The organism is Psychrobacter sp. 1044 (genome assembly GCF_904846525.1).
Lineage (GTDB): Bacteria > Pseudomonadota > Gammaproteobacteria > Pseudomonadales > Moraxellaceae > Psychrobacter.
Genome location: NZ_CAJHAZ010000012.1, coordinates 75,529 through 90,063, shown reverse-complemented (window position 1 = coordinate 90,063; position 14,535 = coordinate 75,529). Strand labels below are relative to the sequence as shown.

Here is a 14,535-nt window from a genome sequence, read left to right as displayed (position 1 = left end):
ACAGCTACTTTGGGTACGATGACGGCGAGTAAAGTTGCTACAAACAGTAGGTGAAGCGAGCCTAATACCGTATCCGATGATAGTGAATCGACTATAGATTAAACAAACCAATGAGAGAATTATGGCGCATAAAAAGAAGAACGTCCGCAAAAAACTTTGCCCTGTCTGCGAGCGCGAGTTTAGTTGGACTAAAAAGTTGGATAAAAACTGGGAGAGCATGGTCTATTGCTCAGACCAATGCCGACGGGTGAAAAAGTATGAAGGGCTGGATCATCAAAAAGAAGATAAATAGGCAGTAACAATTAACCATAGATATTAGATATACGGCACAAAGGGGCAGATGATGGCACATAAAAAGGTAAACCTACCGCAAAAAACCTGCCCTGTCTGCCAGCGTCCATTTACGTGGCGTAAAAAGTGGGAAAAGGATTGGGAGCAGGTGATTTATTGTTCTGAGCGGTGTCGGCGGGGGAAAAAGCATGATTGACTTTAGGAAATACTAATCGTAGGACTTAGCTACAAGCTATGATTACTATAAGGTTAGTAGCCTACAAAGATTTACTTACTCAGCCAAAGAAAACAGCCGTCTTAATCTACTTGCTCAAGCCATATATCTGCTGTATTTTTGGCTAAATCACCTATTTGATACAATGGTAATAGGCCACTTAAATGTTAAAGTTCTAGCATAAATTTATTCGAAATAAAGGTCGTAGTTTAGAGTTCAAATATTGATGCAAGTTGAAGGTTTTCAGTTAGTTAAGTATAGGGGTGACTTAAGTCTGTTTAGATTAATCTTATATATATACAACTTAATTCTGATAGAATAACAGAGGCACTCAAGTTATAAGCGAAGCAATTCACTGAAAAGTAAGTTTTTTGAGTAACCTTATTTTGATCTATATCAAACTTACATTCTACTAGCAACATAGCTAGAGAACTTATATTTAGATGGAAAAGTATATGAGTTTCAAGAATCTTAATCTAAGATTGTCTGACTTAGACAGTTGTATAAGCGAATACTGTAAGGAACAAGATATAAGGTATGAATTAAAAAATCAAAGTAGTTCGAAGAAATATTATGAAATCTCGAGATCAGGTCAAGAACCTGCTAGGTTAACAGTTCATCTCAATAATAAAGGCACGACTACACTTCAATATTCTCAGGGTAAAAACCCCGAACTCAGCTTGCAAATTGCTGAACACATACGTAATAAGCTGTGTGAGTTGGAAATATCTAGTTTGAATATAGGCATAGGCGGTATCGCTATAACTCTAATCGTAATTATAAAAGAACGAATAGAAGAAGTTAGAGCATCCAATGATATATCAATTGAAGAGACAGATATCAATGGGGTTATAAGGCTAATTCTCGATTCACAAACTTACAAAGATAAATTAACACTTACTTATCACAAAAAGACTCAGAAACTACAAATTCAGGGAAGACCTCTATCTTGCTATAATGAAGTTGCTTATGCCTTGACTACAGAGCTTGATCCGGAAACTCTAAGTAAAATACTTTACAAAAAAGATGAAGATGACCAAAATATTATCAGACCTGAAATGGCTGAAGAGCTAGTTAAATTGAAGCTACCTAATGCGTTTGATCAATTACCAAAACTTATTCAAGATTTATTGATTTCTAGCAATTGTATTAAGTCTGCTTCTCCAAGATTATCTGAGTATTCATTATTGACATATGCTGAATTAAGGTCTTTAGAAGGTGTAATTAAGAGACATTTTTTAGAAAATGGAATTGTACAACAACCTAGAAATGTAGGTGAAATGTTTGATTTAGATAAGAGTAAAAAAGCGATTGGACTAAGTGAAAGTTACGAAAGCTCATATTCTGGTAATAAGTTGAATGAAGTTTTGAAAGCTTACTCTTATTATTATCAAAGAAGGCACTCACTCTTCCATATTGAACACTTTACAGAAGCAACATCAACTATATCTACACTTGAAGGAGCAATAAATATTTGCAATAAAGTTTATGAACTTATTGAAGATATTTATAGTTAAAATATGTTTAAATTAGCGTTTTACAAAACAAAAGAAAATAGCGACATAGTTATCTGTTCAGGAGATGACTATGTTAATCTTTTTTCGTTGTTAAATGATGTTAAAAAAGAGTGGGACTCTATGTCTAAAGGATCTTCTAAGAGGTTTCTTTTCGACTTATTTTTAACTAATGGTAACGATTTAAATCGTTTTGCATATTTGGATTATGATGGTCAAAACTTCGTACATAGTAGTTACAAAGTTGTGAGCTCTGCAGATTTAGATTCTGATTTATTAGAGATGCAGAATTGTAAATATGCCGATTATGCTTGAGCATTAGATTTCAAAAAAAGACTATTTTAACTTCATAGTCTTTTTTGTTCAGTAACTACAGAATGGATACTATCGATTAGTGGCATTAACTAGATTAAATAATTCCAAAAATTATTTTACCAACCCCGAAATATTTATCATTGAGCTGTATGTAATAAATCTAACGCTTACCTAGCATCTCTTTTAGCAAAAATATTCGCAACCAACGCACCACTGAAGTTATGCCATACACTAAATATTGCACTCGGTAAGGCCGCGACAGGATTGAAATAAGTCGCTGCAAGGGCAGCGCCCAGACCAGAGTTTTGCATACCCACTTCTATCATAATCGCGCGGCGCTGTCGCTCCGTAAAGCCAGACAAACGGGCGATCAAATACCCCAAGGCATAACCTGTCATATTATGTAAGGCAACCACGATAAATACGATAGCACCACTATCTAAAATAGTCGCTTTAGACACGGCAACCACTGCCGCTATGATGATGGAGATACCCAATACCGACACCATCGGCAATACCTCGGTGACGAACTCGATCTTTTTACCCAAAAATTTATGAAAGATAACACCCAGTAATATGGGTAAGATGACGATTTTTGTAATGGTTATCATCATACTGGCCAAATCAATATCAATCAGCTGACCTGCAAAAACACTGAGTAGAATAGGGGTCAGAAAAGGTGCAAGCAGGGTAGAGATAGAGGTTATCGCCACACTCAATGCCACATCACCTTTGGCCAAAAACGTAATCACATTACTAGACGTACCGCCAGGGCAACAGCCAACCAAGATAACACCGACCGCGATTAAAGGATCAAGGTTGAAAATTACCGTTAGTGAGTAAGCGATAAGCGGCATTAGCGTGAACTGTGCTAACAATCCTATCAACACAGGCTTGGGGCGTTTGACAATCTCTAGGAAATCTTCGGTTTTGAGCGTCATGCCCATCCCAAACATGATGATGCCAAGTATAGGAACGATCAAAAAAGCCAACGAGGCAAAGAACTCAGGAAAAACGAAGCCTAACAAAGCACTGACCAATGCCCAGATTGCAAAGGTTTTGCCAATCCAATTAGAAAGTAATGCAATCTGATTCATAGCCTGTCTCACAATAATAGGAGTAATAGAATGTCTAGTAATTTAGCATGGTTATTATTAGCAAATGATAAAAGTATTTTGTTATTAAGCGAGCAATAAGTTTGCTTATTTCATGCAAATGACTACCCCATAAAAAATGGCTTACCCATATCAAATGAGTAAGCCAAAAAATAACTATAAATTGTTTAAGCGTTAACTGCTTTTATGTTCCTACAAATTCGGATTTAACCACTTCTCAGCAGTCTTCATATCCCAGCCTTTACGCTCAGCATAGCTCTCTAGCTGATCACGGCTTATCTTACCGACGTTGAAATACTCACTGTCAGGATGCGAGTAATAGAATCCGCTGACCGATGACGCAGGCCACATCGCATAGCTTTCGGTTAGCGTTGTACCAATCGCATCTACCGTACCCAGCCAATCAAATAATTTGCCTTTTTCCGTATGCTCAGGGCAAGCAGGGTAGCCAGGTGCAGGGCGGATGCCGACGTATTTTTCTTTGATCATCTCATCATTGGTTAGACTCTCATCAGCCTGATAGCCCCAATACTCTTTACGGATGAGTTCATGTAGATGCTCGGCAAACGCTTCAGCTAGGCGGTCAGACAGTGCCTGTACCATAATGGCATTATAGTCATCGCCTGCTTCTTTGTACTTCTCAGCCAGGGCTTCTGTACCCACGATAGAAACGGTAAAGCCGCCCAAATGGTCAGTATGCGTCTCTGATGGCGAGATAAAGTCTGCCAAGCTAAAGTTTGGCTTGCCGCTTGCCTTGTCGCTTTGCTGACGTAAGTGCTCGAATTGATATTCTGCTGCACCACCTTCAGTAGCATGGTCATAGACAGTAACGGTATCGGCACCAGTACGGCGAGCTGGCATGAGTTTAAACACCCCTTTGGCGACGATTAATTTTTCATCAATCATCTTTTGCATCAGCTCATTGGCATTATCGAACAAATCGCGTGCCGCCTCGCCGACCACATCGTCTTGCAATATCTTCGGATACTTACCGACCAGTCCCCAAGAGATAAAGAATGGTGTCCAGTCGATATAAGGCAGCAGATTAGCGATTGGATAGTAGTCAAATATCACTTGCCCCAGCTTATTGGGGACTGGTGGCACATAGTTTTCCCAATCATACTGAAAGCCAATTTTGACCGATTCGGCATACGTAACCTTCGCCGCTTTTGGTTGACGCTTAGCAAGGCGTTCACGTACTTTGACATACTCTTCGCGGGTTTCATCGATAAGCGCTTGACGATGTTCTTTGGAGAGCAGTTTGGTGACTACACCGACTGAGCGTGAGGCATCTGATACATAGATGACGGCATCATTTTGGTATTGTGGCTCGACTTTAACTGCTGTATGCGCTTTGGAGGTCGTTGCACCGCCAATCATCAAGGGTAAGGTCATGCCGCGCTCTTGCATTTGTTTGGCGACATAGACCATCTCATCGAGACTTGGGGTAATCAGACCTGATAAGCCAATGATATCGACTTCTTCTGCGATAGCGGTATCGAGGATTTTTTCACACGGCACCATGACACCCAGATCAACGATATCATAGCCATTACAGCCCAGCACCACGCCGACGATATTTTTACCGATATCATGGACGTCACCTTTGACAGTTGCCATGAGGATTTTGCCTTTCTTTTCACCCTCGACTTTTTCTGCTTCGATATACGGATTTAGCCACGCAACGGATTGCTTCATCACGCGAGCTGATTTGACCACTTGTGGTAAGAACATTTTACCGGCACCAAATAAGTCACCGACGATATTCATCCCGTCCATGAGTGGGCCTTCGATGACTTCTAGCGGCTTGGGGTATTTCTCCCATGCTTCTTTGGTATCAGCTTCGATAAAGGTAGTGATGCCTTTGACCAGTGCATGGGCGATGCGTTCTTCTACCGTGCCTTCGCGCCAGCTCATATCAACGGTGCTGTCTTTTTTCTTACCACCGTTTTGGTAGTTCTCAGCCACAGTCATCAGACGTTCGGTGGCGTCTTGACCGCTCTCACCTTGGTTGCGGTTGAGCATCACATCTTCGATGGCGTCACGAGCTTCCTTTGGAATATCATCATACAGTTCAAGCATGGCAGGATTGACGATACCCATCGTCAGACCGTTTTGAATCGCATGATAGAGGAATACGGAGTTGATGGCTTCACGGATAGGGTTACCACGGAAACTGAACGAGACGTTAGAGACACCACCCGATACCATCGCATTGGGCAAGTTATCGGTAATCCATTTGGTGGCGTTGATAAAGTCCGCACCATAATTATTGTGCTCAGTGATACCAGTGGCAACGGCAAAAATGTTCGGGTCAAAAATAATGTCTTCTGATGGGAAACCAACCTCGTTGACCAACACATCATAGCTGCGTTGACAAATCTGAATCTTACGCTCGTAAGTATCGGCTTGACCGTCTTCATCAAATGCCATGACGATAACGGCGGCACCGTAGCGCATGCAAAGCTTGGCACGCTCAACGAACTCAGCATGACCTTCTTTTAATGAGATAGAGTTGACGACGGACTTGCCTTGGATACGCTTAAGACCTTCTTCGATGATGTCCCATTTAGACGAGTCAATCATCAGCGGTACGCGGCTGATATCAGGCTCACCAGACACGAGGTTAACGAAATGAATCATCGCCTGCTTGGAGTCGAGCATACCCTCATCCATGTTGATATCGACGATTTGCGCGCCGCCTTCTACCTGATCGCGTGCCACATCGAGCGCTTCGGTGTAGGCTTCGGTTTTAATCAAGCGTAAAAACTTTTTAGAGCCAGTAACGTTGGTACGTTCACCGACGTTGACGAACAAGCTATCTGCATTAATGGTAAATGGCTCAAGACCCGATAAACGGCAGGCAGGTGGGATATCTGGAATGACGCGCGGTGGATAATTTGCCACCATTTTAGCGATTTGACGGATATGCTCAGGCGTCGTACCACAACAGCCACCAACGATGTTTAAAATACCCGCTTTGGCAAAGCCTTCGAGTAGGGCAGCGGTTTGTTCGGCTGTTTCATCATATTCACCAAACTCGTTGGGCAGACCTGCGTTCGGATGCGCTGACACATAGGTATTAGCAATGTTCGACAGTGTTTGAATATGCGGACGCAGCGCATCAGCACCAAGCGCACAGTTAAAACCAACCGATAATGGCTTGGCATGGCGAATTGAGTTATAAAAGGCTTCAGCGGTTTGACCTGATAGCGTTCGACCTGAGGCATCGGTAATGGTGCCCGAAATCATAATCGGTAATTCAAAACCAATGTCATCAAACACGCCCGTAATGGCAAAGATTGCAGCTTTGGCATTGAGCGTATCAAATATTGTTTCGATGAGGATGAGATCAACACCACCTTCTATCAGGCATAAAGTCGCTTCACGGTAATTTAGTACCAATTCGTCAAAGGTAATGTTACGAAAAGCTGGGTCATTGACGTCCGGTGATAGCGAGCACGTGCGTGAAGTTGGCCCTACAACACCAGCGACAAAACGCGGTTTCTCAGGCGTTTTTGCCGTAAATTCATCCGCCGCTTGACGGGCAATCTTGGCTGCTGTCTTATTCAGCTCAGGCACTAGATACTGCATATCGTAGTCAGCCATCGACAGACGCGTACCGTTAAAGGTATTGGTCTCGATAATATCTGCACCAGCTAGCAGATGATCGTGATGAATGTCTTTAATCATGTGCGGCTGTGTCAGTACCAATAAATCATTGTTACCGCGTACGTCTTGATTGATATCGGCAAAACGCTCACCACGATAATCCGCTTCTTCTAATTTATAGGTCTGAATCTGTGTACCCATCGCCCCATCTAACATCAAGATGCGTGATGCCATTTGCTCGGTGATACGTGCACGTGCCGTCAGTTGCTGCTCTTTATAAGGAAACACGGCAGGTGGCGTTAAAATAAAGTCATCAGCGGATGATGGACTAGAAGTAGGAGCAGATTGAGAAGTCATCGTTTGAGTCATAGGAGCGCTGCTTATATCGTCAATGTTATAAAAGGGGAAGTAATAAGAATAAGAATAATAAATAGCGTGCAACATTCATAAAAGGCGTGGGCAAATCCGCATTATTCTAGCATGAAAACCATACCTCACGTGGGACAGTACTTATTCCTCTTTGGCAATATGCTAGACAAAAAATCTGCCTGTTGATTGAGTGAGCATGATGTTCAAAGTTTATGCCATTAAGCGATTAGGAACAAATGAATATCATTTCGTTTAAAGATTACATAAAGCTTTGTATCTATAAATGAAAGCACAACGATTGTGCTTAAAAGTCAGACAGAGTTTACACCTGTACTACAAAAAGTTGCGTAAAGAGGAATTGATAAAGCTTGGTTATATGTTAATTTAATTTCAGAAGGATTGATGTTTCATAAGCAATACTTACTAGTAAATGTTAATAGTTGTATTAGTGACATCTAACATTTACCACTATTATTAGCACTAGTATTTGCTATAAGGGAAGACGATCTAATCTGCAAGACAGTTATAGAACAGTCAATAAATACTCAATCATTAAGGATAATGTTATGAAGCTTACTAAAATTGCTACCATCGGTACATTAGCACTCTCAATCGCTGGTTTAAGCGCTTGTAATAATATGATGCCAAGCAAAAGCGCAGCCATGAAAGCGCCTATGCACAGTCAATCTATGGCAAAAATGAACGTGGTACAAGTTGCCCAAAGTAATCCTGACTTCTCGCTACTGGTCGAAGCCGTCGTAGCGGCAGATTTGGCGGGTGCTTTGTCTAACCCGAATGCAAACTATACAATATTTGCGCCGACCAATGCCGCATTTGTACAAGTTCTGCAAGAAACAGGCATGAGCAAAGCACAACTATTTGCCAACAAGCCACTATTGACTAAGATTTTAGGCTATCACGTGATTAACGGTGCTGCGCCAGTATATGCGAAAGACGTTAAACCGGGCAATATTACTATGTTCAGTAAAGATACTCTGATGGTCACCAATCAGGGCAAATTGATGGACGAAAATGGTCGTACTACCAATATCATAAAAACCGATATTGCTGCTAATAATGGCGTAGTACATGTTATTGATAGAGTATTACTGCCCAAATAAGATTGATTTCAAAATTTCAGTTAAAGAATTATATTCCTATTACTTTGTATGATGAAGCTGGTATGAGTACCAGCTACCGTCTGTGATGACATGATTGTTAAATACACGCTATTTTAATTGCCAACTGTCTTAGATGAAGCTCCTTTAGATGACACTGCTGGCCTTTAGAATGTTTGAGATATTTTTAAGCGTGTCATCATTATTGTTTAACACTACGACAATAAACGACAGTCATCTTTGTTTCTTGCTGAAAGCTTTGATCATTTAACAATTTAAATCATTCGACGGATGCTACTGACAAAGTAGATGGTTCATCTGAACTCATACATAAGGATATACTCATGCTAAAAAGAACCCTATTATCTCTGGCGCTTGCCATGACCGTTTTGCCGCTAGCCGCTTGTAATGACGACGACAATGATTTTTCAGTTGTTGTAGAAGCGCCAACACAAAATATTGCAGAAATTGCTGCTGAAAATAAAGATCTAACCATTCTTAACGCTGCGTTAAAGGCATCTGGACTTGATAAAGTTTTGATGTCATCAGAGGACGAATTTACTGTATTTGCACCTACTGATGCTGCATTTGCTGAATTATTGGAAGAGCTTAATGTGACGTCAGAAGAGTTATTGGCTGACAAAGAGCTATTAACCATGGTCTTAACTTATCATGTTATCCCTAATATGACAGTCAAAGCTGCTGACATTCCTTATGGCGACAGTATCGAAACAGTCAATGGTCAAGCGTTCTCTATTAGTGATGCCAATATCATTATGGATGCAAGTGGGGATACCTCTAAAATTATCAAAACAGATGTATTGGCCACTAATGGCGTCATTCACCTCATTGACGACGTATTGCTACCTACTGACAAGTCTATAGTCGATCTAGCCGTTGCCACAGAGGATCTCAGTATCCTCAAAGAAGCGGTGGTAGCAGCAGGATTGGCTGATGCCCTCGCTGATGAAGACGCTGACCTTACCGTCTTTGCACCAAACAATGCCGCTTTTGCTAAATTATTAGCTGAACTTGATATAAGTAAAGAACAGTTATTACAAGATAAGCCGTTGTTGACGAAAGTGCTCACCTATCATGTGATTGAAGACGACCGCGTCTTTGCCTCTGAAATTATGGCAGGCAGTCAAGAGATGCTGGAAGGCAGCAGCATCACATTTGACGCTAAAAAACAAATTACTGATGGGAGAGATCGTACCTCTAATATCGTGACCGCGAATATACAAGCGAACAATGGAGTTGTACACGTGATCGATACAGTGTTGCTACCTAAGTAAGCATTAATCCGAAATTAATCAGTTAAAATTATAGTTATTGGTATAGCAGAGGCGACATTATTACTATTGTTTAGTTGCTATCATTTGCAACAGATAAGTGGTTCGCTGTTATATACATTAACTGGGTTAAGTTATTTGTCAAACAATTCACTTAACAGACCATCCCTTTATAAGGAAATACTTATGTTGAAGAAAAACTTACTTTCTATCGCTGTCGTTACAGCCGCCATGTCATTAGCCGCTTGTAATGATAAAGAAGCAGCTACTGATCCTGTTGAGCCTGAAGTGACTACTGAAGAAGTGGTTGTAGAGCCCGTTGCCGAAGTTGAGCCAATGACTGACGCCGATCCAATGGCCGATACTGCTGCGACGCAAAGCATTGCTGAGATAGCAGCTGGCAACGAAAATCTAACGATTCTAACGGCTGCATTACAAGCTGCTGGCTTAGATACAATGATGATGGATTCTGGGACTTATACGGTATTTGCACCAACTGATGATGCATTTGCTCCTGTTTTAGAGAAGCTAGGCGTTACTAAAGAAGAGCTATTAGCCGATACAGATCTACTGAGAAAAGTACTTCCGTATCACGTAGTGCCTATGGTCGTTATGGCAGCTGACATTCCTTATGGTACTGATGTTGCTACTGTAAACGGGCTACTATCAACATTAGCGATGCTAATGTTATCACTGATGCGACTGGTAACACGGCTAATATTACTGGTACAGATATCATGGCAACGAACGGTGTGGTTCACACTATCGATGCGGTATTGATGCCTGAGTAAGTTGTTTTGATAGTCTCTTTATTTATGATTAATTAATTATTTAAATAATGACGTCGAAGAAGCCTAGCTATTGAGCTGGGCTTTTTTGCGTTTGGGGGATACCTAATGTTTACCATAACATTGATATAAGTCAGTCGCATGAAAACGGTTCAATGTAGTGGAGAGTAAGATAAATAGCTTCTCATTGGTTTAAAGTGATGCAAGTTTAAAGAGTAATGATGAATGATGAATGCAAAGGTTTGAAACAAAAAAGCCCGAAACGATTGTTTCGGGCTTTTGTTTTGGAGGTTTGAATAACAATTATGTTAAAGAATGATAGCTACGTTATAGAATATTACTTATGCTCTTTACGTAGTGGATCCGCTGCCATTCTTTGTTGCTCTTTTAGATGACGCTCTTCCCAATAAGGGGCGTTTTTGATGCCGAATTTTGCAGGATCAAAACTGTAGCGCTCAACACCTGCTTTACGCTGTGCTTCATAGTCTTTCAGCATGGTAAGTGTTGGACGAGCCACAATGAAGATGACCAAAATACCAACGATGTTCAACCAAGCCATAAGCCCAACACCAATATCACCAATAGCCCAAATGTAGCCAGCTGAGTTTAGGCCGCCGTAAGCAACCATCACCATGATTAAGATTTTGACTAAGAATAGACCAGTCTTGTTGGCACTGCGACCGACAAAGCGAGTTAGATAAGCAACGTTCACTTCAGCGATGTAGTAGTAAGCCAAGATAGTGGTAAAGGCAAAGAAGAAGACAGCAATAGCGATAAAGGTGTTACCAAAACCACCATAAACAGATTCCATCGCCATTTGCGTGAATGCAGGGGCGTTGATTTCAGTAGTAGCAGCGACGTTCTGTACGATGAATTGACCGTCTGGTAATGTTCCTTGAATGTTGTAAGTACCCATGGTTAGGATCATGAAGGCAGTAGCAGAACATACTAATAGGGTATCGACATATACTGAGAATGCCTGAACCAAACCCTGCTGTGATGGATGCTCAACTTCAGCAGCAGCAGCAGCATGAGGACCTGTACCTTGACCTGCTTCATTTGAGTAAATACCACGTTTTACGCCCCAACCAATCGCTGCACCAAAACCTGCTTGAGCAGTAAAGGCATCGCTAACGATGAGACCGAATACTTGTGGAATCATATCAAAGTTAGTAAACATGATGATCAGTGCAAGGACGATATAGCCCAATGCCATAAAAGGAACGGCATACTCGGTAAACGTTGCGATACGCTTGATACCACCAAAAATGATAATACCTAATACCACAAGGATAATGGCTAAGGCTACTAGACGCATTGAGCCAACTTCTAAGGCGCCAATGCTCATAACAGACCCTTCGCCCATTACCTGTGCGAAAGCATTGATAACGCCGTTTGCCTGTACACCTGGTAAAAATATACCACAAGCGAGGATAGATGAGATTGCAAAGAGGATGCCATACCATTTTTGGCCAAGTGCGCGCTCAAAATAGTAAGCTGGGCCACCGCGATATTCGCCAGTGATGACGTCTTTTTCTTTATAAATCTGTGCGAGCGTAGACTCAACATAAGCAGTAGATGCGCCTAAGAAGGCCACGACCCACATCCAAAATACGGCACCTGGGCCACCGAAACCGATAGCCGCAGCTACCCCAGCGATGTTACCCATACCCACGCGTCCTGCGAGTGATACGGCAAGTGCCTGAAATGATGAAATACCTTGATCACTAGATTTACCAGTAAAGAGTAATTTGATCATTTCACCGAACAGACGCACTTGTACGAAGCGCGTCATAATGGAATAAAATAGGCCCGCGCCCAAGCACAGATAGATCAGTGCGGGGCTCCAGATAATTCCGTTTACTAAGTTAACTAAACCTTCCATATGTATATTCCTAGTACTGTCTCAAAGTGGCTCTGTATGCTAGGAGTAAGCTAACTGGTTAACTTACTTATTTAAGTTAAGCAGTTAAATTATCTACATTGACTCATGTATATCCGTTAAGTCTCATACGCGCTTAGCCACTAAGAATGGACTGTAGTTGTCTGTCGTTATCCGCTTGGTTTATCAGTAATATTGACAGTTTGCTTAAGCTTATTACCGACGATATGCGTATCAGCATAGTTGCAAGGCGTAAGCTGTCTCAATTACTGCGACATTTATCTTATCACTTAATATCTGAGATGAATGTTCAGTAGACCAGTGGATAAAACAGGCGGTTATAATATTAAATACTTATCATGCCGATAGCATTCAACTTTTTGTGAGCGGTATCGATTGACTACAGGGTCGGTGTGGCTGATTGAAACGATTAAGCAAGTTTCTAATAACTGAGTAATATTTTACATAGAAATCAACAACTCGCTAATACTAATCAAGCCATAAGTCCACTACCAAATGTATTCAAACCGTACGGCTACGTAACTGCAATTTGCCATATTTTTGTAGTAATTACTAGAATTTTCTTTGTACAGAAGCATATATATTCATATTGAGTCAGGTAGATATGACTATAAATAACGATAAAATATCGCATGTTTTGACCGTTGTTAGATATCGAAACAATAGATAAAGCCACATCGACTACGCAAAAACAGAGCGGTCATTCATCGCTTATCTGTCACTCCTCTATACTGGACAAGCTATGCACTAAAGATAATGCCAGTGGTTCGATGATATTTGTGAGGTAGATATTACCAATGATAGGTAATAAAAACGAGCAATAGTCATGGGGTAGCAGTGTGGTTTTGCGGTTGTGTTTTGGTAACGGCTAATTGTAAAAATAATGAGATAGCGCCATCATTGTGTAAGATATCTTATCCTATAGTTTTGTTTCGTTGATAAGAAGAGACTCTAGCAGAGCGGCATACGATTGCTATCGTACTCATTAACTGCTGTTTTTATGTTTAGTGTGGCTTTAATATAAGTGATGTGCCTTTATTATAAAAAATATACGGCTCTAATATAAATAGACATACATTTGCATGACCTCATGTATCAGCTTCAAAATACAAGCTTTAAAAAACTATTAAAAAAGTGTTACTGGCTATTTATTATTTACCATTATTAGGAGAAACAATGATGACGCGTCAATCAATTGTAAAACCCATATTGCTCGCAGCCGTGTTAGCGACGTCTACCGTTGGTCTAAGCGGTTGTGGCTACAACAACCTGCAAGCTCAAGATGAGCAAGTTACCGCGTCGTGGTCAGAAGTGGTGAACCAATATCAACGCCGCGCTGATTTGGTACCAAACTTAGTCAAAGTCGTGCAGCAGTATGCTGAGCAAGAACAAGAAGTGTTTACTCAAGTAGCTGAGGCACGCTCTCGTGCTGGTAGCATTACGGTGACGCCAGAAGTACTGAATGATCCAGAAGCGATGGAGCGTTATGCAGCTGCACAGGAACAGATGACAGGTGCATTATCACGTTTGATGGCTGTCTCTGAACGTTATCCTGAGTTAAAGTCAGATGCTTTGTTCCAAGACTTACAAGCCCAACTCGAAGGCACTGAAAACCGTATTGCCGTCGCTCGTAACCGTTATATTCAAGAAGTGCAAAGCTATAATACGACGGTGCGCCAGTTCCCAACCAACATTACAGCAAAAGTATTTGGTATGAATGCCAAGCCAAACTTTAGCGTGGCGAATGAAGACGCTATTTCAACCGCACCAAGTGTTGACTTCGGTGATGATAAGTCAGCGACAGCTGAGTAGTGGTGATTAAATAGAGATGAAAACAGAGCGGGATTTGCCGCTCTGTTTGTTTACATTTTTATCGTTTAGCTTAGTTAGCCACTAGTTTGCTTAGCCACATTTTTAAAGGTATTGATGGATATGAATGCCTATTAAATGAATATCAAATCCAAAAAGTACGATTAGCTATGTCAAATTTGGTTTTTTTGCTAT

General features: G+C 41.1%; 11 protein-coding genes and 1 pseudogene. 9 read left to right on the top strand and 3 right to left on the bottom strand.

Translation table 11 applies throughout. The features are described 5' to 3' along the window. Positions 1–121 precede the first annotated feature (121 nt). From JMX82_RS09985 to JMX82_RS09970, 4 genes are all read left to right on the top strand, one after another. The gene (locus tag JMX82_RS09985) at positions 122–292 is read left to right on the top strand and encodes a DUF2256 domain-containing protein (RefSeq protein ID WP_010196547.1); all 171 of its coding nucleotides are present in this window, start codon (positions 122–124) and stop codon (positions 290–292) included. A gap of 51 nt (positions 293–343) precedes the next feature. Then, positions 344–487 (top strand): DUF2256 domain-containing protein, encoded by a 144-nt coding sequence (locus JMX82_RS09980; protein WP_201540429.1) that lies wholly within the window; start codon positions 344–346, stop codon positions 485–487. 473 nt (positions 488–960) lie between these two features. Continuing rightward, positions 961–2,022 (top strand): type II toxin-antitoxin system RnlA family toxin, encoded by a 1,062-nt coding sequence (locus JMX82_RS09975; RefSeq protein WP_201540428.1) that lies wholly within the window; start codon positions 961–963, stop codon positions 2,020–2,022. A 3-nt stretch (positions 2,023–2,025) separates the two neighbouring features. Next, positions 2,026–2,334, top strand: a complete 309-nt coding sequence (locus JMX82_RS09970) for a type II toxin-antitoxin system RnlB family antitoxin (protein WP_201540427.1) — start codon at positions 2,026–2,028, stop codon at positions 2,332–2,334. A gap of 167 nt (positions 2,335–2,501) precedes the next feature. Here JMX82_RS09970 and JMX82_RS09965 read toward each other — a convergent pair whose 3' ends face one another. Both JMX82_RS09965 and metH read right to left on the bottom strand, forming a co-directional pair. After that, positions 2,502–3,431: a bile acid:sodium symporter family protein gene (locus JMX82_RS09965; RefSeq protein WP_201540426.1), complete on the bottom strand. Its 930-nt coding sequence runs from the start codon at positions 3,429–3,431 to the stop codon at positions 2,502–2,504. Positions 3,432–3,641: 210 nt separating this feature from the next. Next, a complete protein-coding gene (gene metH / locus JMX82_RS09960) occupies positions 3,642–7,430 on the bottom strand; it encodes a methionine synthase (RefSeq protein WP_201540425.1) in 3,789 nt (1,262 codons plus the stop codon). Positions 7,431–7,996: 566 nt separating this feature from the next. Here metH and JMX82_RS09955 point away from each other — a divergent pair. The 4 genes and pseudogenes from JMX82_RS09955 to JMX82_RS14420 all read left to right on the top strand — a co-directional run bounded on the left by JMX82_RS09955 (position 7,997) and on the right by JMX82_RS14420 (position 10,631). Beyond that, positions 7,997–8,551, top strand: a complete 555-nt coding sequence (locus tag JMX82_RS09955; protein WP_045447723.1) for a fasciclin domain-containing protein — start codon at positions 7,997–7,999, stop codon at positions 8,549–8,551. A 341-nt stretch (positions 8,552–8,892) separates the two neighbouring features. Beyond that, complete coding sequence (locus JMX82_RS09950) at positions 8,893–9,843, top strand: fasciclin domain-containing protein (RefSeq protein WP_201540424.1); 951 nt, start codon at positions 8,893–8,895, stop codon at positions 9,841–9,843. Positions 9,844–10,026: 183 nt separating this feature from the next. Further along, a pseudogene (locus tag JMX82_RS14425) lies at positions 10,027–10,440 on the top strand (fasciclin domain-containing protein); the annotation flags it as partial. A 65-nt stretch (positions 10,441–10,505) separates the two neighbouring features. Further along, positions 10,506–10,631 (top strand): fasciclin domain-containing protein, encoded by a 126-nt coding sequence (locus JMX82_RS14420; RefSeq protein ID WP_320158774.1) that lies wholly within the window; start codon positions 10,506–10,508, stop codon positions 10,629–10,631. 334 nt (positions 10,632–10,965) lie between these two features. Here the strand turns inward: JMX82_RS14420 and JMX82_RS09940 are convergent, their stop codons facing one another. After that, entirely contained in the window at positions 10,966–12,513 is a 1,548-nt protein-coding gene (locus JMX82_RS09940) for an alanine/glycine:cation symporter family protein (RefSeq protein WP_055125213.1), read from the bottom strand. Positions 12,514–13,710: 1,197 nt separating this feature from the next. Here JMX82_RS09940 and JMX82_RS09935 point away from each other — a divergent pair. Continuing rightward, positions 13,711–14,343 (top strand): LemA family protein, encoded by a 633-nt coding sequence (locus tag JMX82_RS09935; protein WP_045456163.1) that lies wholly within the window; start codon positions 13,711–13,713, stop codon positions 14,341–14,343. Positions 14,344–14,535: the final 192 nt, after the last annotated feature.

Excerpts from the sequence above, each read along its gene's own strand:
- JMX82_RS09985 (WP_010196547.1), top strand. The coding sequence starts at position 122 with ATGGCGCATAAAAAGAAGAACGTCCGCAAAAAACTTTGCCCTGTCTGC.
- JMX82_RS09980 (WP_201540429.1), top strand. The coding sequence starts at position 344 with ATGGCACATAAAAAGGTAAACCTACCGCAAAAAACCTGCCCTGTCTGC.
- JMX82_RS09975 (WP_201540428.1), top strand. The coding sequence starts at position 961 with ATGAGTTTCAAGAATCTTAATCTAAGATTGTCTGACTTAGACAGTTGT.
- JMX82_RS09970 (WP_201540427.1), top strand. The coding sequence starts at position 2,026 with ATGTTTAAATTAGCGTTTTACAAAACAAAAGAAAATAGCGACATAGTT.
- JMX82_RS09965 (WP_201540426.1), bottom strand. The coding sequence starts at position 3,431 with ATGAATCAGATTGCATTACTTTCTAATTGGATTGGCAAAACCTTTGCA.
- metH (WP_201540425.1), bottom strand. The coding sequence starts at position 7,430 with ATGACTCAAACGATGACTTCTCAATCTGCTCCTACTTCTAGTCCATCA.
- JMX82_RS09955 (WP_045447723.1), top strand. The coding sequence starts at position 7,997 with ATGAAGCTTACTAAAATTGCTACCATCGGTACATTAGCACTCTCAATC.
- JMX82_RS09950 (WP_201540424.1), top strand. The coding sequence starts at position 8,893 with ATGCTAAAAAGAACCCTATTATCTCTGGCGCTTGCCATGACCGTTTTG.
- JMX82_RS09940 (WP_055125213.1), bottom strand. The coding sequence starts at position 12,513 with ATGGAAGGTTTAGTTAACTTAGTAAACGGAATTATCTGGAGCCCCGCA.
- JMX82_RS09935 (WP_045456163.1), top strand. The coding sequence starts at position 13,711 with ATGACGCGTCAATCAATTGTAAAACCCATATTGCTCGCAGCCGTGTTA.